This is a genomic window from Aquimarina sp. RZ0 (assembly GCF_008370685.1).
Taxonomy (GTDB): domain Bacteria; phylum Bacteroidota; class Bacteroidia; order Flavobacteriales; family Flavobacteriaceae; genus Aquimarina.
Map to the genome: position 1 here is coordinate 16,951 of NZ_VTZU01000042.1, position 24,010 is coordinate 40,960.

20 protein-coding genes are annotated in these 24,010 nt (G+C 32.7%); 17 read left to right on the forward strand and 3 right to left on the reverse strand.

Annotated elements, in window-relative coordinates:
* Position 1: 1 nt before the first annotated feature.
* Both gyrA and F0000_RS16430 read left to right on the forward strand, forming a co-directional pair.
* Positions 2 to 2,545 carry a DNA gyrase subunit A gene (gene gyrA, locus F0000_RS16425; protein ID WP_149625817.1) on the forward strand — a complete coding sequence of 848 codons (2,544 nt, stop codon included), beginning with the start codon at positions 2 to 4 and terminating at the stop codon, positions 2,543 to 2,545.
* Positions 2,546 to 2,570: 25 nt separating this feature from the next.
* Positions 2,571 to 3,854 carry a lipopolysaccharide assembly protein LapB gene (locus tag F0000_RS16430; RefSeq protein ID WP_188112150.1) on the forward strand — a complete coding sequence of 428 codons (1,284 nt, stop codon included), beginning with the start codon at positions 2,571 to 2,573 and terminating at the stop codon, positions 3,852 to 3,854.
* Between the two features lie 289 nt (positions 3,855 to 4,143).
* On the opposite strand, the gene F0000_RS16435 is transcribed toward F0000_RS16430, so the two are convergent.
* A complete protein-coding gene (locus tag F0000_RS16435) occupies positions 4,144 to 4,554 on the reverse strand; it encodes a glyoxalase (RefSeq protein ID WP_149625819.1) in 411 nt (136 codons plus the stop codon).
* 683 nt (positions 4,555 to 5,237) lie between these two features.
* Here F0000_RS16435 and F0000_RS16440 point away from each other — a divergent pair.
* The 3 genes from F0000_RS16440 to F0000_RS16450 all read left to right on the forward strand — a co-directional run bounded on the left by F0000_RS16440 (position 5,238) and on the right by F0000_RS16450 (position 8,048).
* Complete coding sequence (locus tag F0000_RS16440; RefSeq protein ID WP_149625820.1) at positions 5,238 to 6,134, forward strand: DUF72 domain-containing protein; 897 nt, start codon at positions 5,238 to 5,240, stop codon at positions 6,132 to 6,134.
* A 284-nt stretch (positions 6,135 to 6,418) separates the two neighbouring features.
* Entirely contained in the window at positions 6,419 to 6,718 is a 300-nt protein-coding gene (locus F0000_RS16445) for a hypothetical protein (protein ID WP_149625821.1), read from the forward strand.
* A gap of 220 nt (positions 6,719 to 6,938) precedes the next feature.
* Complete coding sequence (locus F0000_RS16450; RefSeq protein ID WP_149625822.1) at positions 6,939 to 8,048, forward strand: DEAD/DEAH box helicase; 1,110 nt, start codon at positions 6,939 to 6,941, stop codon at positions 8,046 to 8,048.
* 537 nt (positions 8,049 to 8,585) lie between these two features.
* Here the strand turns inward: F0000_RS16450 and F0000_RS16455 are convergent.
* Both F0000_RS16455 and F0000_RS16460 read right to left on the reverse strand, forming a co-directional pair.
* Entirely contained in the window at positions 8,586 to 9,416 is an 831-nt protein-coding gene (locus F0000_RS16455) for an MBL fold metallo-hydrolase (protein ID WP_149625823.1), read from the reverse strand.
* Positions 9,417 to 9,454: 38 nt separating this feature from the next.
* Positions 9,455 to 9,865, reverse strand: coding sequence for a TerB family tellurite resistance protein (locus F0000_RS16460; protein WP_149625824.1), 411 nt, complete (start codon positions 9,863 to 9,865; stop codon positions 9,455 to 9,457).
* Positions 9,866 to 9,958: 93 nt separating this feature from the next.
* Between F0000_RS16460 and F0000_RS16465 the strand changes: the two genes are divergently transcribed.
* The 12 genes from F0000_RS16465 to F0000_RS16520 all read left to right on the forward strand — a co-directional run bounded on the left by F0000_RS16465 (position 9,959) and on the right by F0000_RS16520 (position 23,987).
* Positions 9,959 to 10,372 (forward strand): hypothetical protein, encoded by a 414-nt coding sequence (locus F0000_RS16465; protein ID WP_149625825.1) that lies wholly within the window; start codon positions 9,959 to 9,961, stop codon positions 10,370 to 10,372.
* A gap of 129 nt (positions 10,373 to 10,501) precedes the next feature.
* On the forward strand, positions 10,502 to 10,813 hold the full coding sequence (locus tag F0000_RS16470; RefSeq protein ID WP_149625826.1) for a hypothetical protein: 312 nt from the start codon (positions 10,502 to 10,504) through the stop codon (positions 10,811 to 10,813).
* A gap of 43 nt (positions 10,814 to 10,856) precedes the next feature.
* Positions 10,857 to 13,199: a TolC family protein gene (locus F0000_RS16475; RefSeq protein ID WP_149625827.1), complete on the forward strand. Its 2,343-nt coding sequence runs from the start codon at positions 10,857 to 10,859 to the stop codon at positions 13,197 to 13,199.
* Positions 13,200 to 13,208: 9 nt separating this feature from the next.
* Positions 13,209 to 14,300: an efflux RND transporter periplasmic adaptor subunit gene (locus F0000_RS16480; RefSeq protein ID WP_255452774.1), complete on the forward strand. Its 1,092-nt coding sequence runs from the start codon at positions 13,209 to 13,211 to the stop codon at positions 14,298 to 14,300.
* A 21-nt stretch (positions 14,301 to 14,321) separates the two neighbouring features.
* Positions 14,322 to 17,432 carry an efflux RND transporter permease subunit gene (locus F0000_RS16485; protein WP_149625828.1) on the forward strand — a complete coding sequence of 1,037 codons (3,111 nt, stop codon included), beginning with the start codon at positions 14,322 to 14,324 and terminating at the stop codon, positions 17,430 to 17,432.
* Between the two features lie 79 nt (positions 17,433 to 17,511).
* Complete coding sequence (locus F0000_RS16490; protein ID WP_149625829.1) at positions 17,512 to 18,210, forward strand: DUF3575 domain-containing protein; 699 nt, start codon at positions 17,512 to 17,514, stop codon at positions 18,208 to 18,210.
* Positions 18,211 to 18,384: 174 nt separating this feature from the next.
* Positions 18,385 to 19,050 (forward strand): hypothetical protein, encoded by a 666-nt coding sequence (locus F0000_RS16495; protein ID WP_149625830.1) that lies wholly within the window; start codon positions 18,385 to 18,387, stop codon positions 19,048 to 19,050.
* Positions 19,051 to 19,133: 83 nt separating this feature from the next.
* Positions 19,134 to 20,339 carry a DUF2235 domain-containing protein gene (locus tag F0000_RS16500; RefSeq protein WP_149625831.1) on the forward strand — a complete coding sequence of 402 codons (1,206 nt, stop codon included), beginning with the start codon at positions 19,134 to 19,136 and terminating at the stop codon, positions 20,337 to 20,339.
* Positions 20,340 to 20,345: 6 nt separating this feature from the next.
* Positions 20,346 to 21,011 carry an ion channel gene (locus F0000_RS16505; RefSeq protein WP_149625832.1) on the forward strand — a complete coding sequence of 222 codons (666 nt, stop codon included), beginning with the start codon at positions 20,346 to 20,348 and terminating at the stop codon, positions 21,009 to 21,011.
* A gap of 355 nt (positions 21,012 to 21,366) precedes the next feature.
* Positions 21,367 to 22,071 carry a sensor histidine kinase gene (locus tag F0000_RS16510; RefSeq protein WP_223148913.1) on the forward strand — a complete coding sequence of 235 codons (705 nt, stop codon included), beginning with the start codon at positions 21,367 to 21,369 and terminating at the stop codon, positions 22,069 to 22,071.
* 2 nt (positions 22,072 to 22,073) lie between these two features.
* Positions 22,074 to 22,841 carry a LytTR family DNA-binding domain-containing protein gene (locus F0000_RS16515; RefSeq protein ID WP_149625834.1) on the forward strand — a complete coding sequence of 256 codons (768 nt, stop codon included), beginning with the start codon at positions 22,074 to 22,076 and terminating at the stop codon, positions 22,839 to 22,841.
* 153 nt (positions 22,842 to 22,994) lie between these two features.
* Positions 22,995 to 23,987 carry an AraC family transcriptional regulator gene (locus F0000_RS16520; protein ID WP_149625835.1) on the forward strand — a complete coding sequence of 331 codons (993 nt, stop codon included), beginning with the start codon at positions 22,995 to 22,997 and terminating at the stop codon, positions 23,985 to 23,987.
* Positions 23,988 to 24,010: the final 23 nt, after the last annotated feature.

The following is a 24,010-nucleotide window of genomic DNA, read 5'->3' on the forward strand; positions in this document are numbered from 1 at the left end:
TATGGCAGAAGGAGAAAAGCTAATACCTATCAATATAGAAGATGAGATGAAGTCTGCTTATATCGACTATTCGATGTCAGTCATTGTGTCTCGCGCACTTCCAGATGTAAGAGATGGTCTTAAACCGGTACATAGAAGAGTTCTATATGGTATGTATGAGTTAGGCGTTAAAGCGAATAGTGCTCATAAGAAATCGGCAAGAATTGTTGGAGAAGTGTTAGGTAAGTATCATCCTCATGGTGATACTTCTGTTTATGATACTATGGTACGTATGGCTCAGGAGTGGAGTTTACGATATATGTTGGTAGATGGTCAGGGTAACTTTGGATCTGTAGATGGCGATAGCCCCGCAGCGATGCGTTATACAGAGGCAAGAATGCGTAAGATATCAGAAGATATGCTTGCTGATATAGAAAAAGAGACAGTAGATCATACATTTAATTTTGATGATACGTTGCAAGAACCTACAGTTCTTCCTAGTAGAGTACCTGGTTTATTGATCAATGGAGCTTCTGGGATAGCAGTAGGTATGGCTACTAATATGCCTCCTCATAATTTAAGCGAAGTTGTAGATGGTACCATTGCTTACATTGATAATAATGATATTGAAATAGACGAGCTTATACAACATATCAAAGCTCCGGATTTTCCAACTGGAGGAACTATATATGGTTATGATGGAGTAAGAGAAGCTTTTAAAACAGGAAGAGGTAGGATTGTGATTCGTGCCAAAGCCAGTTTTGAAGAAGTAAATGGTAGAGAATGTATTATTGTATCCGAAATTCCTTACCAAGTGAACAAAGCGGATATGATTAAGAAAACTGCTGATCTTGTTAATGATAAAAAAATTGAAGGAATTTCTACTATAAGAGATGAGTCTGATAGGAAAGGAATGCGTATTGTTTATATTTTAAAAAGAGATGCAATACCTAATATAGTACTCAATCTTTTGTATAAATATACTGCGTTACAATCTTCTTTTAGTGTTAATAATATAGCATTGGTTAAAGGAAGACCGCAGTTATTGAATGTCAAAGAAATGATTCATCATTTTGTAGAGCATAGACACGAGGTTGTAGTGCGTCGTACAAGATATGAACTTAGAAAAGCTGAAGAAAGAGCTCATATTCTAGAAGGATTAATTATTGCTTCTGATAATATAGACGAAGTAATTGCGCTAATAAGAGCTTCTGCTAATGCTGATGAAGCACGAGCAAAACTGATCGAAAGGTTCAAGTTATCTGAGATTCAGGCAAAAGCAATTGTTGAGATGAGATTGCGTCAATTGACAGGTCTGGAGCAAGATAAGTTGCGTGCAGAATATGAAGAATTGATGAAAACTATCGAAGACCTTAAAGATATTTTAGACAAGAAAGAACGTCGAATGAATATTATTAAGGAAGAGCTTGCCGAAGTAAAAGAAAAATACGGAGATGATCGTCGTTCACAAATTGAATATGCAGGAGGAGATTTAAGTATTGAGGATATGATTCCTGATGAAAAAGTAGTTATTACTATTTCTCATGCTGGATATATCAAAAGAACTTCTCTTAATGAATATAAGAAACAAAACAGAGGAGGAGTAGGTCAAAAAGGAAGTACTACCCGTAATGAAGATTTCCTTGAGCATTTGTTTGTAGGAACGAATCATCAGTATATGTTGTTCTTTACACAGAAAGGGAAATGTTTCTGGATGCGGGTCTATGAAATTCCTGAAGGTAGTAAAACATCAAAAGGTAGAGCGATACAAAATCTGATCAATATAGAGAATGGTGATAAGGTAAAAGCATTTATCTGCACCCAGGATCTGAAAGATGAAGAATATATAAATTCTCATTATGTCATAATGGCCACGAAAAAAGGTCAGGTCAAAAAGACATCTTTAGAACAATATTCAAGACCGAGAACCAATGGTATCAATGCAATTACTATTAAGGACGATGATGAGTTGCTCGAAGCTAAATTAACAGATGGAAAAAGTCAGGTTATGCTTGCCGTGAAATCTGGTAAAGCTATACGTTTTGAAGAAGAAAAGACAAGACCTATGGGTCGTGGAGCTTCTGGTGTTAGAGGAATCAGATTAGCAGATAAAAATGATGAAGTGATAGGAATGGTAGCTGTTAATGATATGGAAAGTAATATTCTTGTAGTATCAGAAAATGGTTATGGAAAGCGTTCTAAATTAGAGGACTATAGAGTTACTAATAGAGGAGGAAAAGGTGTTAAAACTATTTCTGTGACCGATAAAACAGGAAAATTAGTAGCGATTAAGAATGTTTCTGATTCTGATGACCTAATGATTATTAATAAGTCTGGTATTGCTATCCGACTGGCTATTGAAGATCTTAGAGTAATGGGACGTGCAACTCAAGGAGTACGTTTAATAAATCTAAAAGGAAAAGATTCTATTGCTGCTGTAGCAAAAGTGATGCACGATGAAGATGGTGTAGAAGATATTGATGAAGATGATACAAGCTTACTGGATAATAATAATGACGATTCCTCTGAAGATGGCACGACTATTGATGAATCAACGAATGAATAAAACAAATCCCATAAAAATAAAAGTAATGAGAACTAAATTTATAATAGCATTTTTTCTAACAATGAGTGCTATTTCATTTGCACAGGAAACCCCAAAGAAAGCACTTAAAGCAGCTAGTAAAGCTTTGAAATCTGGTGATTTTGAGATTGCAAATGATGCACTTAAAGCAGCTGAAGGGCAATTAGACGCAGCGGATGATAAAATGAAAGCGCAATATTATTTTATAAAAGCTCAGGTTTCATCTGCAACATCTGATAAATCTTTAGAAAAAATAGAAGCTTCTGCCAAAGCTTATATGAAAACGTTGGAAATAGAGAAAAAATCAGGAAATTCTAAGTATACAGAACAAGCAAATACCGGGCTACAAACATTACGTCAGGCATTGGTAGAAGATGCAATAGAAGATCAGAAGACCGGAAATAATAAAAGCGCAGCAGAAAAACTTTATTTAGGATATAAAACTAATAAAGCTGATACTACCTATCTTTATTATGCAGCATCCAATGCAGTAAATGCTAAAGAGTATGACGCTGCTTTATCCTATTATAATGAATTAGTAGATCTTGGTTTTGACGGCGTAGAAGAACAATTTTTTGCTGTAGATAAAGAGACAGGTAAAGAAGAACTTTTTACATCTAAGGATTTAATGAATTTATCTGTAAAAGCAGGAACACATATTAAACCCGAAACTAGAAAAACAGATTCTAAAAAATCTGAGATCACAAAAAATATAGCACTTATCTATATTAGTCAGGGAAAAGATGAAGAAGCGTTGAAAGCAATGGAAGCTGCCAAGAAAGAGAACCCTGATGACACTTCATTAATGCAAGCAGAAGCTGATATGTTTTATAAACTGGGAAACATAGCTAAGTATAAGGAGATTGTTGAAAAAATAGTAGCAAAAGATCCAGAAAATGCTGACTTATTATACAATCTGGGAGTAAGCGCAGCTCGTCTTGGTAATAATGACCAGGCATTAGAATACTATAAGAATGCACTGAAGATAAAACCAGACTATGCATCTGCTCAAATTAATATTGCTTCTATAATCTTGAGTGGAGAGCAGGCAATTGTAGAAGAAATGAATGGATTAGGAACTTCTAGTAAGGACTATAAAAAATATGATGTCTTAAAGCAAAAAAGACAAGATTTATATAAAAGTGTAGTTCCTTATCTAGAAGGAGCCATAAAAAGTACACCAGATAATATAGAAGCTATACGAACATTGATGAATATATTTTATCAGTTAGATGACCCTAAAGCTGAGGAAATGAAAAATAAACTAAAAGCTTTAGAAGGAGGGAACTAATTTTTAAATTTTTTTCTATCAAAATTTCATAGAAAAGCCTGAGTATATATTATACTCAGGCTTTTAATTTTTTCAGAAAGAAATCATTAAATAGTTGTACCATATTCTCGAATAAAATTACCAGCTAAAATCATTTCTTTTTGTTTCACATTTCAAAACAAAAAGTACCGATAACGTAGCTATCTAATCTTCTTTTTTGTCTGAATTAAAAAATAATTTGATTCAGTTTACGGTGATTTTATACAAGAATGGCAGGGATATACCAATTCTGATTTGTTTTTCAGGGAAATCAAGTTGGTATTAGTTCACGTTCCAAAAGTTGAATGTTTGCTTGTAGGCGTTCCCTAACAATATTCATCATTCTTTTATTCAATGCAGATGAATTCTCAACATAAAGTAAGTACTCGTTAACCGTAAATTGACCAATAATCATTCCTTTTAAACTATTTCTGAGTTTCATGTCTTTCTGTATGGCATTTTCAATAAATGACATACGTTTTTCTAGTGATAACTCATAAAAGGTATTCTTCCTTTTTTTAATATAATTTCTAAATACCTCAATTAATAACTCATTTTGTAATTTAGCAATAGGTCTGATTGTTTTATTCTGAAACTGTTCATCAGTAGACATATTTTCAGAAACTTTTGCACTTAAAATTATTGGTCGTATTGCCAATAAATTAGATTCTCTGTTTTCCATAATAAAGAATGTTTACTAAAAATACAGAATTGTTTAATCCAAAATAAAATAAGACACTAGAGTTTTAAACCAGTTATGAACAATTAGGTACTTCAGGATATTAAATTACGTAGCTTTTATACCAAAAGAGTTATGTAAATCATATCATTACATATTGTAAACGTTAATAGATTCAATACGGATAGGAAACGATGATTTTGGGATGTTATTTTGATTTGAATATACTTATTCACCTTACGCATAATACTATGTTAAAATCAAGATGCATTGTTAATAACAATTTAATTAAATGAATATCAAGTATTTATTTTTGTTTAATCATCTTAATTATTCAACTAACGAAATATTCATTGAAGAGGTTTGGTAATTAAAACGGTTAAAACGGTTAAAACGGTTAAAATTATTAAGAAAAACATCACTTATCAACAGTTTTTTTGTTAAAATGAATAAAAATGCTTCTTTGATTGCGTAAGGTGAGATACTTATATAAAATAAAACATTTTTTGTCCAAAATAGAAAGATATAGTTTTATTGGGCAAATTTAAGTTAGTACTAGGGATTGAACTCATCTGGTCAAATTTTAACTCATTTTTGGTTAAAAATAAAAAGTGAGATGAGTACATTATCTTCGATAGTATTATTTTTGGTACAAAGAAATAAAATATAGTTAGAAAAAGATATGTATGCAGTTTGGTAAAGTAGAGAATCCCGGGGATATAGATTTTAAGTTACCCGAAGATCATTCAAGTACAGCTAGAGTATTGCAAGCAAGTGCCAGTGCCAGAAATGATTTATCAATATATGTAGGATGTGCCAAGTGGAATAGACAAGATCTTAAAGGCTTTTATCCAAGAGGCACTAAGGATGAATTGTATTATTATTCCAGACAGTTTAATTCTATAGAGCTTAATGCAACTTTTTATAGGATTTTTCCAGAAGATCAGTTTAAGAAGTGGTATGATAAAACACCAGAAGGCTTCAAGTTTTTCCCAAAATTAGTGCAGAATATATCGCATCTGAAAAGATTGAATGAAGATGTGCAGCCTTATGTAGATGAATACCTGGTAAATGCAACTCATCTCAAAGAGAAGTTGGGGACCATTTTTTTACAAATGCATAGTAATTTTGCACCAAAATACTTTGATCGTGTTGTTGATTTTATAGCTAAATGGCCAAAAGAATTAAAATTGGCTGTTGAGTTTAGACACACAGATTGGTTTAATGATACAGCTGTAGCCGAAGAATTATATGATCTGTTAGAATCACATAATATTACCAATGTTATTACTGATACAGCAGGAAGAAGGGATCTTCTTCATATGAGACTAACGAATAAGGAAGCTTTTATTCGGTATGTAGGGGCCAATCATGATACAGATTATAGCAGGTTAAACGATTGGGTAGATAGGTTAGCAGTATGGGAAAAACAAGGAATAGAGGAAATTCATTTTTTTGTTCATCAAAATATTGAGAAAGAATCACCTTTATTATCTAAATACTTGATTAGATTATTGAATGAGAAATTTAATAGCAAACTAAATCTCCCTAATCATACTTCTACAGACCCCACACTTTTCTAAAGGAGATAGTAATATACTGGATCATACATGCTTTCAAAAGAAGTGATTAGCTTACTTTTAATGTTAAATTATAAGTTTTTATTGTTTTTTGTCGATGTTATGTGTAATTTGCCGATAATTATTTTTGTAATCACTATTTGTTATAAGTAGGTTTTTTAGAAATTGATTAGTTTTAAGCTAAAGAATAAATAACAATCAAAAAAAATATGATAAAAAAACTACCCCTATTTTTATTATTAGTCTCTTTGTTAGTTTCTCTGCCGATACATTCTCAGAATAAAAACATGAATAAACGTTCTGGATCGTTAGATTTTGTAAACAATCTGACAGGTTTTGAAATGATAAAAGACCATAATCACCAAACGGAAACACAGGAGTTTTCCTGTAATTATAGCGTTATAAAGAAATGCAATCACACACATAAACATACAGACGCTGTATCACTTATAGACATTATTTCATCAGACAAAAGATCTGATTTTAACTGTTCAGGTGGTTTCTGTATGGATAAATCGCATTTTCATAAAAAAGGAATAAGTCCTAAAAAACAATTATTTAATTATTTTATTAATATTTCTTGCTAACTAAATTTAGCTGAAAGTCAATAATTAACGTTGCCCGACATATTTCGAAATCGTGAGTGTAAGCAGATATTCTACTGGTACAAATTGATTTCATACGTATTAAACTAATTTTTTTAGAGTAGTCAGGTTTTTATACAAACTCTTATTCGGTTAGTAATATTATTATTTTATTGGGCAATGAATATATTCACCTATTTTTGTAGCCTAAATAATAATGAATATGACATTTAAAGAATTAGGCGTTCCTAATGATCTAAGTAAAGGTCTTAAAGAAATGGGAATTACTATTCCAAGTAAAATACAAGAGCAAGCAATCCCGATTCTTATAAATAGCAAGACTGATTTTATAGGAAAAGCTCAGACTGGTACAGGAAAAACGGCTGCTTTTGGAATACCGCTATTAGCAAATATAGATCCCGTTAAAAAAGAAGTTCAAGCCTTGATTTTGTCACCTACAAGAGAATTAGGACAACAAATAGCAAAGCAACTTTTTAAATTCACCAAGTACACAGAGAAAATTTTTACAGAATCAGTGTATGGAGGAGAAAAAATAGAAATTCAACTATCCAGACTTAAAAGGCCTACACATATTGTAGTCGCCACACCAGGAAGATTAATTGATTTAATAGAAAGAAAAGCAGTCGATATTTCTAAGATTAAAACTATTGTCATGGATGAGGCAGACGAAATGTTAAGTATGGGGTTTAAAAAAGATCTCACTACAATACTCAGTAAGACCAAAGGCCATAGAAATATATGGCTCTTTTCTGCTACAATACCTTCTTCCTTGAGTGATATTATCGATTCTTATATCAATAAAAATGCTGTAAGAGTTTCGATTGATAAAAATGAAGCAGTTAATAAAGGTATAGATCATCATTTTGTGGTAGGCGAAGATGGTAATAAATTGGATACATTAGCTTATTTTCTTAAGTCTCAGAAAAATCAAAGAGGTATTATCTTTACCAAAACAAAAGTCGCAGCCAGAACATTATCTAAACAACTCAAAGCAAAAAATTATGAAATAGGTTTGCTGGAAGGGGATATGACACAAAAAGATAGAGATAAAGTAATGCGCGCTTTTAAAAAAGGAGTGCTACAATTGTTAGTCTCAACAGATGTAGCAGCTCGAGGTATTGACGTGGCTAATTTAGCTTTTGTAGTACATTACCAACTTCCTGATCAGATGGAATATTATACGCACAGAAGCGGAAGAACTGCCAGAGCAGGAAAAACTGGAATATCACTAGCTTTGATCGTAAAACAAGAATTGAAAATAATAAAAGATATAGAAAAGCAATTAGGTATTAAGTTTAGCCAGATTCGTTAAATATTAAAATCAGCTAAATTTATGATAATCAGATGTTTGTTATGTGTTTTCGATAAATTTTGATCACCCAAAATTAATTGTGGTCAAGACTTTCTGAAATTTTGTTTTAGTATATTATACACATAAAATGGATAGAATCTTATATCCGATTTAAAAATGTTCATATAAAAGAAGTAATTTCATGTGTAGACAAAGCACTCATCTTAACTTTTTCTATTTCCTGAAAAATGGATAAAATTAACTCATATTTCGTTATTTTTTTCAGACATAGCTAGACTATGCCTTTCAAAAAAACATCTCATTTATATAAGTTTCATCTCATTTTCGATTAAAAATAAAAGTCAAGATAAGTTCAAAAATTCAAAAACAGCTCTAAAGAAGATAGTTTTTTAGGCAATCAAATCATGGACTGCTACAATTTACTTCGGGCCAAAACAAAATCTTATAAAGCCACATATTAGGGCATCTTCAAAAGAACGTATTGCAGTAAGCAAAGCAAAAGCTACTGGATTTAGGAAAAGGGTGGATTTATAAAAATCAAATTTCCACCACTTGCCCTTCACGTGCCAAGAAACAATTTGAAAAACGCTGTTGGCATTGCCACTCTACCTTTCTCAAAAAATCATCGTTATGCTCTGGATCATGGTGGGTAAGGTATAGCTTTTTTACATTTGCAGCCTCAGCAACGGCAATAGCTTGTTCCCAACTACTATGTCCCCAGCCTTTGTGGTTTGCTAACTCTTCTGGTGTATATTGAGCATCGTGAATAAGCAGATCTGCATTGCTGCAAAAATTGACAACATTTTGATCTAATCCGTCACCGTGTTCTATATCTGTACAATAGACAAATACTTTTCCTTCAGTCTCTAAGCGATACCCATAAGCTCCACCAGGATGCGAATGTTTATTGACTGTTATTTGACCTCCATCAAAGGTAACTTTATTGTCTTTATTGACTGTAAAAGCAAAATTTGCTCCCATATCATCTATACGTATCGGAAAATATGTACTCTCCATTTGCTTAGCGAGTATTTCTTTAAAATCATGTATATCCGGAGCATCATTTCCAATGATAAAAAACTCAATTTCTTTACTTAGATCATACGCAGGAGCAAAAAATGGAAATCCTTGAATATGATCCCAATGGAAATGGGAGAAGGTAAGATAGATCTTATTACCTTGAGAAAAATTTTTAGAAATGAGTTCTTTTCCCAATTTTCTAATACCAGTGCCTGCATCAAAAACCAGAATGCTTTCACCTTCTTTCTTACCAGATACTGCAACACAAGTAGTATTACCACCAAATTCCTGAAAACCTGATTCACAAACTGGTATTGAACCTCTGGTACCGTAAAATGTTATGGTCATACATCTGATTTAGCTAAAAAAATAAGTGTAACAATAGATTATTTATTAATATTTCTAATCTCATTTTTATAAGTTTCCTGATCCACTCCTTTTTCAATAACGGCTAACGATTTTGCAACTATATATTTAACATTACCTGAGGTAAAACCTATTGCTTTGGCCATTCTCTCTAACCAAACAGTTTGCTGTTCTCCAGAAATAGCCTCATCTTCAGAGATTAATTTTGTCAAAGTATACATACTCTCTAAACGTTCATTATAAGTATTAGTAGGTTCTAACGGATAGGTAAGATAGTTTTGCTTGATGTGATCATATTCTTCTTCTGAAATCCTTAAAACTTTGGCCAAATGACCTAAAAAGGTGTTCTCTTCTTCCGATATTTCGCCATCTCTTAAGGTTATTTTAACAACTGCGCCAAATTGATAATGATAGGTACTTTCTGATTTCATAATATCGTACTAAATTTTAATAATCAATAAAATTAGCCAATTCTAACAAAACACGGATTATCTTTTAAGATCATCTTTAAAAATTTAAATACTATGAAAACTATCATCACAGGGTTGTTGCTACTAACTTCTCTAGCTACATTTAGTCAAACACAAAAAGAAAAACAACAAGAAAGACAAAAGAATAAAGTCGAAATATTCTCATCAAAAGAAAAAGACAATTTACAAGTTTTCGTTGCCGAAGAAGTGGGTAAAATGAAACTTTCTGAAGATTTACAAGATGATTATTATATGATTATTGGCTATCATACTAATAAAATGTCCAGATTGGATGATAAAGATGCTCAACTTACAGAAAAAGAGGTAATCTCAAGGTTTAAGCAGATGATTAAGGATTTAGAGACAGACGTAAAAGAAATACTTACCAAGGATCAGTTTACCATTCATCAGGAGAGCTTTAGTAAAATTGTAACTAGTGTATACAATCGTAATGGATGGGCCAAATAATAAATCATAGTCATCACAACTTAGTAGGTTATGAATATCAAAAACATTTTTCTTAGTATCTGTTTTGTTTTTTTTTCAATAAACATATTTGGACAAACAGAAGTCATTGAAAAAAATAATAAATCATCTATGAAGATTTTTCAGAAGGAAGAAACTGACTATATCGAAAAATGGATGGGTGATTTGATTTCGAATGAAGACATGACTCCAGAAACAAAGAATCGATTTAAGATCATCACCTCATATTATGGATTAAAAATGAGGCAATTGGCTGAAAGTGCAAAACTCACTAAAATTGAAGTCATCGCAAAATTTAATATATTAGTAAAGGAACAAAACAAAGAACTTAAAGAAGTATTGCCAGCAGAACAATTCGATAGCTTCTCTACATTCTATGACAAATTATCCTGGTCAGTAAATAAACGACTGAATCAATTATAGCCTATTATTTTAATCTATATTATACACGCATCATTTTAGTAATATGAAAAATATAAGATTACTTCTATTACTTACCTTCGTATACTTTTCAGGATATTCACAATCCTCCAAAACAGTGACGATTGGTATTGTAGCAGATAAGTCAACAGTAGAAACAAGGTCTTTATTGACTGAGCTTCAAAACGAAATAAGATCTGTAGTTGGACAAAGTGCTAATATCGTGTTTAAAGAGGTTCTTGAAAATGGATTTGATAACCAAACAGCAAAATCAAATTATCAAACATTACTAAATTCTAATGCAGATATCATATTAGCCTTTGGACTGGTGAATACTATAATGATCGATAAAGAAGAACAATACCCTAAACCGATTATTCTTTTTGGCAGTGCAAATAGTGATTTTTATGATTTTCCGGATGGTCAAAAAAATTCAGGAATTGCTAATATTACCTACCTGATTGCACCTTTTTCGTATAGAGATGATCTGGATGTATTTAAAGCATTATACGATTACAACAAAGTAGGTATAGTTATAGATGATTTTATATCTGAATTATTACCCATAAAAAAATTATTTGATGAGTACTTTTCTAAGAATGGAGGATCTTATGAACTTATTCCGCTTCAGAAAGATGGGAGCATCCCTGCTGATTTAACCGATATAGATGCCATATATCTGGCAGCCGGATTCTATTTAAATGATCGTGAATTTAAAACATTAGTTACCAATATCAATGCTAAAAAGCTTCCTTCATTCTCAGCGTACAGCAAAGAAGATGTTGAGAAAGGTATTTTGGCTTCTAATCAGCCAGAAACTAATATTGATCAATTCTTTAGACGTATAGCTCTTAATGTAGAGGCAATTATTGATGGAACAAATCCATCAGAGTTACCCATGTATATAAACTATAAGAAGAAACTGTCTATTAATTATAGTACCGCAAAGCAAATAGAATTTCCGTTACGCTATAGCATGTTGGCTTCAGCAGATTTTATAGGAGGAGAAAATGATATAAAAGAAGGGACATCGTATTCTATTATTGATATTATGAAAGGAGTGGTAGAAAAAAACCTTTCATTGGATGTAGAAAGAAAAAATATTGAGTTAAGTACTCAGGATGTAAAAACGGCAAAGAGTAGTTATTTACCTAATGTAACAGCAAATGCCAACGCTGTGTATCTTGATCCAAAGGTTGCAGAAATCTCTAATGGAGCGAATCCAGAGTTTTCTACTTCTGGAAACGTAACACTGGAGCAAGTGATCTATTCTGAAGGAGCTGGAGCTAATATCACAATCAGTGAGAACATACGAAAAGCACAGAATGAAACCTATAATGCTGCAGAACTGGATGCACTTCTAAATGCTTCGGTGGCTTATTTTAATGCTCTGGTACTGAAAACAAATGCAGAGATTCAAAATCAAAACCTCCAGCTAACCAAAAAGAATTTAGAAATAGCAGATCAAAACTTTGCTGCAGGAGAATCCGGTAAGTCTGATGTGCTGCGTTTCAGAAGTCAGTTGGCACAAAATACCCAGAGTTTAATTAATGCAGAAAATCAAAAACAGCAGGCGTTCAACGCAATTAATCAGTTAATGAATAACCCTATTGCTACTGAGATTGATATCGATAATGCCAAAATATCTGAAGGTGTATTTGAAAATTATAAGTATCAAGATTTTCTAAAAATTCTGGATGACCCAAAATTACGACCAACTTTAATCGAGTTTTTAGTTGAAGAAGCAAAGAAAAATGCTCCCGAATTAAAAAATATCGGTTACAACATGGAAGCAACGCAAAGAAATTACCGTCTTAATAATCTCGGGCGATTTGTACCCACAGTAGCATTGCAAGGGCAATACAATCTTGCTATTTCAGAATCAGGCAAAGGAACAACAGTACCTACCGGTTTTCCTACTACTCCTGAGGGAACTTATAATGTAGGCGTAAACCTTTCCTTACCTATATTTCAGCAAAATCAGCGAAACATTAATAGACAAACTGCAAAAATTCAGGAAGATCAGTTATTGATTCAGAAAGAAAACATCGAATTGAACATCGAAAGAAATGTGAACGATATTTTGCTTGACATAATCAATCAAATTGCAAATATTGAAATATCCAAAGTATCAGAAGAGACTGCCAAAGAGAGCCTGGATCTTACTCAAAACGCATATGCTCAGGGCGCAGTTCCACTCATCCAATTAATCGATGCTCAGACCAATTATTTGCAAGCACAGTTAGCCAGAGCAACTGCTAATTATGATTATCTATTGACCTCTATGCAGCTAGAAAGAGCTATAGGGTATTTCTTTTTAATGAATGACGAGGCAAGTAATCAGGATTTTATTCAAAGAGCTACGCAATATATTTTAAATAAAAACTAAGTAATGACTATGAAATTCGTAAAACATATAATATTAGTGGTATTTGCATTTTCGATGCTTACTGCTTGTAAAGATGCTGAGGTAAAAAAAGAAGAAGTATTACGACCAGTACGTTATGAAACAGTAGGAACTTTGGGAGTGCAAAAAACAAGGACATTCAGTGGTATAGCCAAAGCAGGAGATAAAATAGAATTAAGTTTTAGGAGTAGTGGTATTATTTCTAAAGTAAACGTAAGCAAAGGTCAAAAAGTGAAGAAAGGTGACCTTATTGCCAAACTTGATAATGTAGAGGCTAATTTGGCGTATGAACAAACAATTTCTGCTTTGAATAGTACCAAATCAGCTATGAATACTGCAAAATCAGAATTGGATCGTATGAAATCTCTATATGAAAAAGGGAGTAAATCTCTTAGTGAATACGAACAAACCAAAAATTCATATCAGAATGCACTCTCTCAATACGAGTCTGCAAAACGTAACAAAGGGATACAAGCAACACAATTAAGTTATGGAGTCATAACAGCACCCAAAGATGGTTTAATTGCAGATACCGATGGGGGTGTTGGTGAACGTGTAGGTGCAGGACATCAATTTGCTATTCTTAATGCAGGAGATCAGATGAAAATCGAAGTTGGATTACCAGAAAATATAGTGAATACGGTAAAAACTGGTATGGAAGCTGTCATAGCCTTTTCTTCATTAGATCAAAAGACTTTTGATGGAACGGTACTCGAAGTAGCCCCTACAGTAGATGACGGTGCAGCGACCTATACTACGTCTATAGGAATTGATACGCCAACACCCGATATCAAGCCTGGAATGGCAGCAAAAGTTACCTTCAATTTTGAAAATACAGGAATAGCAAGTGACAATTCAATTATTATTCCAGTAAAAGCTGTAGGTGAAGATGGTGATGGTAATTTTGTGTATATCATCGAATCAGAGGATGGGGTTAAAGGAGTTATTAAAAAACAGACTATAGAAATCGGGGAGCTTACTACAGTTGGTTTTAAAGTAAAAAAGGGACTTTTTGAAGGACAAAAAATAGCAACCGCAGGTTTACAAACATTACTTGAAGGACAAAAAGTAAAATTACAATAACCATCACAAAAGAATCAGTGTATGAATCTTACCAAGTTTTCTATTGAAAAAAACCGAGTTGTTTTAAGTATCCTTACTGTGGTGATTGTTATGGGTGCTGTTATGTATCAGTCATTGTCCAGAGATAGTATGCCACCATATACTATAAGAGTTGCATCTATTGTTTCTTCTTTTCCTGGTGCAGGACCAGAACGTGTAGAAGAATTGGTAACCGATAAGATCGAAAAAGTAGCTCAGGAATTACCGGAACTAAAACTCGTAAAAAGTACTTCTCGTAGTGGATTATCTGTTGTACAAGTCGAATTAAGAATGGAGGTTGCTCCAGAGGAGCTACAACCCGTCTGGGATCGACTACGCAGAAAATTAAGCACAGTACAAGGACTGCCTAATAATGTACATCCTCAATTAAAAGACGATGGTCTTGGTGAAGTTTTTGGTATTGCTGTGGGACTAGTAAGTGATGGTTTTTCGTATGCCGAAATGAAAGACTATGCAGATGATCTCAGAGACGATTTGATCAAATTAGATGACGCTGCCAAAGTAGAACTTAACGGAGATCAGGAGGAACGTATTTTTATTGAGTTTGATAATATACGATTAAAAACTTACGGACTAACATCAAATCGATTGCAAAATATTATCAGTAGTACAAATATTTTAAGTTCTGGTGGTGAGATTTCAGTTGAAGATGAGCGAATTACCTTAGAGCCTACCGGAAACTTTAATAGTATTTCTGATATACAAAATACCTTAATTCCCGTTGGAGAAAATGGTCAGGTAGTGACACTTAATGATATTACTACAGTAAAAAGGGGATACATAAATCCTCCCACCCAAAAAGTTAGAATTAATGGTAAAGATGCCCTCTCGCTCCACGTTTCTTTAAAAGAAGGTGCCAACATTATTAAAATGGGAGAAGAATTAGATATCGTGCTAAAGGAATGGAAAGAAAAACTCCCAGTAGGTCTCGAAGTTTTTCGGATCTCTTCGTTGGATTCTTATATTAATGTAAAAATAAGTGGTTTTGTAAGCAATTTGATCCAGGCGATTGTCATTGTATTAGCCGTTATGCTCTTCTTTTTAGGATTACGCACGGGATTAGTGATTGCTAGTTTGATCCCAATTGTAACCATAACGACATTGATGGTCATGGGATTGATTGGTGTTGGTCTTAATCAGATTACATTGGCTGCTTTAATTATGGCTTTAGGAATGATGGTAGATAATGGTATCGTGGTCGCCGAGTCTATTATGGTAAAATTGGAAAAAGGTGATTCTGTGCAAAAAGCTGCCATAGATTCTTGTGGAGAATTAATTATTCCGTTATTAATTTCGACATTGACCACTTCAGCAGCATTCTTATCCTTTTATATGGCAGAATCTGTGATGGGAGATATTATGGGACCTTTATTTGTGGTGATTACTATTGCTTTACTTTCTTCCTGGTTATTGTCATTAAGCATCATTACGCTTTTTTGTGTATTCTTCCTCAAAGTGCAAAAACAAGAAGAAGGCAAAGTGAGTTTTTTAGACAGAATAATTAATACCTTAAAGAAATACTATAAAAATTTAATCCTGATTGCTTTATCCTGGAAACGAACGGTCCTTGTAAGTATCGTTGCACTGTTCTTTTTATCATTATATGGTTTTACATTATTATCGTTTTTGTTTTTCCCTGATAGTGATCGTAATATGATTACCATTGATATTAATTTGCCCGAAGGAACGAATATAGAAACAACAACAAAAGTGGTGCAGGATATAGAGACGTTTATTAAAAAAGAGTTATTGGTAAACGAAGAGCGATCTCAAGGAATAGTAGATTGGTCTGCTTTTATAGGAGAAGGACCTTCGTCATATGATTTAGGATACAATGCAGATGAAGCAAATTCTAATTATGCCCATATTCTGGTGAATACATCATCTTTTGAAGACAATACAGCTGTGGTGAATGCTTTGGATGTTTTTACGTATGAAAGTTTTCCTAATGCAGATATAAAATCAGGATTACTGGGTTCTACCGGTGGTGGAGCCCCTGTAGAAATTAAAGTTTCGGGTGATGACCCAGATCGTCTGGCTGCGATTTCAAGTCAAATTAAATCTCAATTATTTCAAATTTCGGGGACTAAAAATATAAAAGATGACTGGGGACCAAAAGGCAAGAAATTTGTGATCCAAATTGATCAAACCAAAGCACAATCTGCTGGTGTAACCAATCAAGATATTGCAACCTCATTGCAAACGGTATTGGATGGTTTTAGAGCGGGAGAATATCGTGAAGATGATAAGAATATTCCGATCATCATGCAAGGTGAAAATAATAAAGAGCAAACACTTTCTTCCTTAGAAAGTTTGAATATCTATGCACAAAGCTCTGGCAAGAGTATTCCATTTTTACAGGTGGCCAAAATTATACCTCAATGGCAATATTCTAAAATAAAGCGATTAGATCTAACAAAAACCATTACGATTTCTTCTCAACTTACAGAAGATGGTAATGCTTCTGCCATTATAGAAGAAATAACACCTTGGTTAGAAAAGAAGCAAGAAAGTTGGAAAGGCGCATACTCTTATGACCTGGGTGGAGAAGCAGAAAGCACTGCAGAGAATATGGGCGCTGTAGTAAAATATTTGCCCTTGTCAGCCTTTATTATCATCATGTTACTCATTATACAATTTAACTCCTTTAGAAAAATGATGATGATCGTATGCACAATACCATTGGGAGTCATTGGAATGGTGTTAGGTTTATTATTGTTTGGGACACCATTTGGGTTTATGGCATTTCTGGGAGTCATTTCTTTAGCAGGAATTGTGATCAATAATGCTATTGTATTAGTGGATCGTATAGAGATTGAAGAAAATGAAATTAAGAGATCGCCCCAAGATGCAATTATTGCGGCATGCTTACAAAGGTTCAGGCCAATTTTGCTAGCAACCTTTACAACTGTTTTGGGATTGATACCACTGTATTTGGGTGGAGGCGCTATTTGGGAACCTATGGCGGTAACTATTATGGTAGGATTGTTATTTGGTACTGTAATTACCTTACTGTTTATTCCTGCTTTTTATAGTGTATTATATAAGGTGGATTATAAAGGATATGAGTTTGATGACACATTATTGGATTAAAAGTTACTTAAAAATTTGCTAGATAACTAAAATTCTGATGTAATCCATCTGTTGAACCATCTTAAAAAATCAAAGTATAATGCAAAATAAAGTTTTGATAGCTATTTGTTTTCTTGTAAGTGGTACGACGAACGCACAAGAAAAAAATTACATCAGCATAGATCCTATTTTACCTATTTTTGGTACTGTTCAGATTCAATATGAACGGGGTATTAGTGATAAAATGAGTGTTGGAATTTCGGTTGGACTAAAAACAGGTTCAGGGATATTTAAAGTTTCGGGAATTAACGGAGATCGAATTTCTATCGATGAATTTAATTTTAAGGGAATAAAGATCTTACCAGAATTTAGGTGGTATACTCAGAAGTCCAGAAATAGATTATCTGGGTTTTATGTTGGAGCCTACGCAAAATATCAAAATTTTACCGATGAAATCTTAGGTGTTTATACGGATAGTAATCAAATGGACAGTACTATAGAAATTGATGCCAACATAGTAACATTCGCGGGAGGATTGGAAATAGGTTATAAATTAATAATCTGGGAACGTTTTTTTATCGATTTTTTGATTGCGGGACCTGGTGTTAGTACAAATAGGATTAAACTTGTAGAAAAGCAGCCCGTGCCAGAAGAATTTTATGATGACGTATCCGATGCTCTTTCTGAATATGCTGTTTTTGATGGACTTAATCTGGATTTTCGAATAAATGGAAATCAGGATACAAATATTGTACTTCCTGCACTTCGATATGGAATAAAGTTGGGCTATTCATTTTAAATATCTTAATGATGATAAAACAATATGATAGTAGTTTAGAGTTGTTTTTTATCAGTAGTATTTATTCAGGAACTAGCTCAAATCTAAATTTAGATCATTGGATGTTTATTATAGGAATAGAAACCCTTTTACTCAATAACAAACTAATAAAATTGACTAACTAAATTTATATTAATGAAAAAAATGAAACGTTTTTTACTAGTGATATTACTTTGTATAATAACTTGGAGTTGTTCTTCTGTTAAATTGATAGACTCTTGGGAGTCAAAAGATTTTCAAGCCGTAAAAAGCAAGAAAATTTTGATAGCAGCCAAAAGTCCTGATGTGGAGGTAAGGAAATCTTATGAAGTCTCCATTGCAAATCAGTTAAGAAATCAAGGTATTAATGCAATAGAAATACATAAAACATTTCCTGATTTTGAAGAGAAAGAAGATCCTACAGAAGAAGAAATAGCAGAGATCACTAAACAATTTAAAAATGATGGGATTACTGCTATTTTGGTTACATCATTAAAAAACACAATAAATACGAGAAATGACAATACTCCGAAACGAGTTGACATTCCTGCAGAATATCAAAAAAGATATTTCTTTTCCTTTAATGCTGGTGATGATATTCACATGTTACCTAAGCTATCAGCGCTAGAAGGAGGAGATGTACCCAAAGTAGAGTTGACATCAACTACGTATGTTTTAGAAGCGATAACGTATGATTTATCCCAGAAAAAAGACAAACAATTGGTAAATGTTTGCCTGGTAGATGTTACAGATCCCAATTCGGGAAAAAAGATTTTAAACAAGTTTTCCAAAATTGTTTCCGATCAATTTAAAAAGAAATGAAGCAAGACATAACAATTTTTTTATTCATAGTAGCATGATTATTGGTGAGTTCCATATGCCCCCTAAAACAATATTATAAACAGATGAAACTAGTAAAAATAGTGCTATTGATACTACTGTTTTTTTTCGTCAACTGTGGAATAAAAGCTCCTATTGTTCACAATCCTATAGATAAGGAAAATGATCCCAAAAAGCTGGCAATATTTCTAGACGGCACTCATAATAATGAGGAGAATTATACCAATGTATCTAAACTTTATAACCTAACTACACTCCAGGATAATACAAATGTAAGTGCTGTATATCTTAGAGGAGTTGGAAATGGAGCAGATGTATTAGGAATGATCACAGGTTCAGGAATAAGACGCGAAGTATGCAAAGGATATCTATATCTGGTAGAACATTATGATCATCAAAGAAAGGATGAAATCTATATTTTTGGATTTAGCCGTGGCGCCTACGCATCTAGAATTTTGGCAGGCTTGATTTATGTTGCAGGAATTATAGATGTCAAAGATATTCCTAAAGAAAAGCGTTTAAAATTTATTAAAAAGATTTTTGATGCGCATAAAACTAAAAAAACCTTAGAAAATCGGAGAAAAGATATTGTTGAAATAACAGGAAAACCCATAAACCCTGATGATTATAAAATTGAATTTATAGGATTGTGGGATACAGTAGCAGCACTTGGAGTTCCAAAATATGATGAGGAATATTATGCACCAAAAAATAACTACTTTGATCAGTTATGTAATGTAAAAAAAGCAGTACATGCCCTATCACTTAATGATAATCGCAGTTCTATATTTACACCAGTATTGCTTACGCAGCAACGCATGGTATCCACCTGCCCTGAAGTAAAACCGGAAGAAGTTGCTAATGAAGTCTGGTTTTTTGGAGCACATTCTGATGTAGGAGGAGGAGCCAGAAATACAAATATTAGCGGGGTTTCACTAAACTGGATGATTAAACAATTAGAACCCTATCAATTGCTTCCTCCGGATGCAAACGTATATGAAGATCGTTTTGATAAGACTAATAACCCGGTTAAAGGCTTTGTCAGATTGGTTTATCCCAAAAGCAGTCGTAAACTTTCTTTTTTAGTATCAAAAAACGGATATAAAAAAGAAAAACTAAGGATTCATAAATCTGTATTAGATCGTTTACAGGTATCTTTACAAAGCTATGAGATCAACCTCATTAAGTTTTTTAGCGAATGTTTTGAAAAAAATCAGATCGGAGGATACAATTACGATAGAGATGCTGATTGTTTTATAGTGGTTGAATAAGTAATTATGATAGAAAAATTGTACCCATACCGTTTTGAATTCTTTCTGTGTAGTCAGATAGCTATCCTTTTTGGGTCATTGATTATTCCAGGAGACTTTTTCGAGACTCATATATCACCCATATTGTTTTTGATCAATTTGGTTGCAGGGATTTTATTAATCTCTAAGAAGAAAAAACTTACCTGGTTTTTTATTATTTTATTGATTGTTTCCGGAATTGTTTTTGGTGCAAATATGATTGAAAATAAATATAACCAACTGCGTTCTTTACTCAATATGGGAGTGTTTTTCTCATTCTATACCATTGTCACTTTGGAAATTATTAAACAAATTTGGCAAGCTAAAATCATAAACAAAAATGTGATTTTCGGATTGATTAGCGGATATATCGCATTAGGGCTCATCAGTTTTTTTATTTGCTTATCCATAGAAATGGTCTATCCAAATTCTTTTGAAGGACTTAAGGCGACTATTGACCAACCACAATTATTTACAGAACGATTAATGTATTACGCCTACATCACGCTAATGACGATTGGTTACGGCGAGATCGTTCCAGTGACTTCTTTAGCGCAAAAAGCAGCTATTTTAACAGGCATGATGGGTCAATTTTATTTAGTGATTTTGACTGCTATTGTTATAGGTAAATACATTAACAAAACCAATAACTAATATTAAGTTGAAACATTATAAAATCAAATTGATTACATGGGAACAAATTAAAATCAGAATAAGAACTTTATTACTGATATCACTTAGTATATCTTTCTTAATTAATCTGAATAGGTTTTTATTTATCGTATACCCTAGTTTAGCTTATTTTAATGATGTTGCAGCCGGTTCGGTTTTTGTTTTTTTATTTCGATTACTAAGCTTTGCTGCATATTGTATAGTTCTTTTATATATGACCGTATACTCAACTAAGTATTTATTACGGTTTTCTAAGTCAGTTAGATTATTGACTTTTATTATAATTATTACTTCTTTCTCTATAGTTGCTTTTTATCTAATCATGTGGATTCATCAGATGGTATTGTTTAAAGTTGTAGAGCCAGAAAGAGAAGGGATACGTTATGTTTGGGTGGTTATGGGCATAACATCAGTTTTAATTGGTTGGTTGCTTGTTTTTCAGCAAAAACAGAAAATGAATGAAATTGAAAAAGAAATGCTTATTAAAGAGAATATTCAGAATGAATTAATGGTGTTAAAGAGTCAGATCAACCCTCATTTTTTATTTAACTCTTTAAATTCTTTAAATTACATTATCCGAAATTCCCAGGAAGAAGCTGTTGATTTTGTAGACAAGCTTTCTTCCATTTTTAGATATATTTTGCAAAGCAGTGAAAAGAACCTCATCCCTGTAAGAGATGAAATAGAGTTTTTGACTAATTATATACATTTGGTGACCATACGATATGGTACTAATGTTCAAATAAAAATAGACATTGCACAAGATTTTTATTCTACTTTGATTCCTATTCTTTCTCTACAAATACTAGTAGAAAATGCAATAAAGCACAACGAAATTTCTAAAGATTATCCTTTAACGATAGAGGTTTACCATGAAAATGAGTATATTATAGTCAAAAATAAAATCCAGCCCCGAAACGACCCTGAGAAAAGTACAGGATATGGACTTGCAAATTTATCAAAACGGTATATTCTTTTAAAAGAAAAAGATATTCAGGTTCATAAAAAAGATCATTTTATTGTTAAACTTCCTATGCACTAATTATGAATGCTATAAAGGCTATACTTGTTGAGGATGAAATTGCTGCTGGCAAAAATCTAATTGATTTACTGTATCTCGAAAACACTGAAATAGAAATCGTTGAAATATTGGATAGTGTAAAGTCTGCCATACGATATTTTAGAAAAAATAGAGATTTTGACCTTGTTTTTATGGATGTCCATTTGGGAGATGGTATATGCTTTGAAATTTTTGAGAAAATTGAACTGAACACCCCTATAATTTTTACCACAGCCTATGATCAATATGCAATTGAGACATTTAAGGTGAATAGTTTGTATTATCTGCTGAAACCAATTCGTAAAAAAGAACTGATACATGCTATTACTAAGTTTAAGAAGAATACTTACAATGGGGTGCAAAAAGAATTTGATTTACTGTTAGAAAACCTGAAAGCGAAGCGCAAAAAATACCATTCTACCCTGTTAATACCTAATAGAGGAGATATTATCCCGGTAAAAGTCAAGAATTTTGCTTTTTTTTATATTAAAACTGGGATAGTGCGAGGAATTACTTTTTCTCAAGAGTCCTTCACTTTTGATAAAAAAATACAAGAACTAGAGAAAGAGTTAGATCCTGAATCATTTTATAGAGTGAATAGACAATTCATTATAAATCGTGATGCTGTGGATAAAATAAATTATCCTTTTTATGGAAAAATTAAAGTAACCGTAACCCCAGAAATTGATGATAGTATTATCATTAGTAAGGCAAAAGCAAAGGATTTTAAGAATTGGCTAATGAGTAATTGAAATCAAAATCCAGACACTTTAAATAGGTATTTATCCACTTCACTTATTTTTGTTTTTTTTAGCATGGTAGATCAAATACATTTAGTGTGATCTAATATGGCTTATTCGTTTAGATCATGATTTTTAGTAATACCCGCACATAAATCATGTATAATGAAACAAGAGTATTTTGTATATCAGGTATCTTATTTTAAACCACTGTTGATTAGGTTAGGAAATTTCGGAATTGATACCGAAAAAATTATTCAAAAAAGTGAAATACGACATTTTGATCTTTCTAGTTCACAAAACTATGTTCCTACAATGGTAGCTCATGAATTATTTTCATTACTGAGAAGAAATAGTGAGAATGATACACTCATAGTTAATTCCCTTAATGATTTTAGTCTTTCAGAATTAGGTAGTTATGGATCATATCTGACAGGGTTCTCAACATTGAATGATGCTATTGCTGCTTTTGTCAAATCCAATTATGTACTTCAGACAAATCTTCAAACAAATTTAAAGATTCATAAAAATAAGGCTATATTCTCTTTTTCATTTTTAGATCAAAACTCTAGAAAATGCAGAATACCAGAGTATATTTTATTGACAATCGTATCTCAATTGTTTACCGTATATGGAGGACACAATTGGCATCCAATCTCTATCCATATACCAGATGCTGCGCTTTCTGGTATCAAGTCCTTGTTACCAGGCGTAGAATGTCCTGTTCAATACAATCAACCAGAGTATCGATTTGTTTTTTCAAAATCTTTACTGGAGCACGAGACTTATACCAATCCTCTGAATTTTTGTGGAGTACCTAAGTATAAAGAAAAAAATATAGTAGAAGTTATTGAAAATGTGATATCGAGCTATAAGTATGGTTGTATCCCCTCTCTTAAAACACTCGCTAGTCATTTTAATACTTCTGAGAGTAGTCTGAAAAGGATACTAAAATCAAAAGAGGCTAAATTTTCTGATATTCTAGGTCATATATTACAAGAAAGAGCAGTTTGCCTTCTAACTACCTCTACTATGAATATTAATTTGATTAGTGAACACTTGGGATATTCTGACAGTCCAAATTTTATTCGATCCTTTAAAAAATGGACAGGTTTAACCCCTGGTGAATATCGAGAAAGTATGATATTCTCTCATTAAAGCATTGAACTCATCCTGAGTAG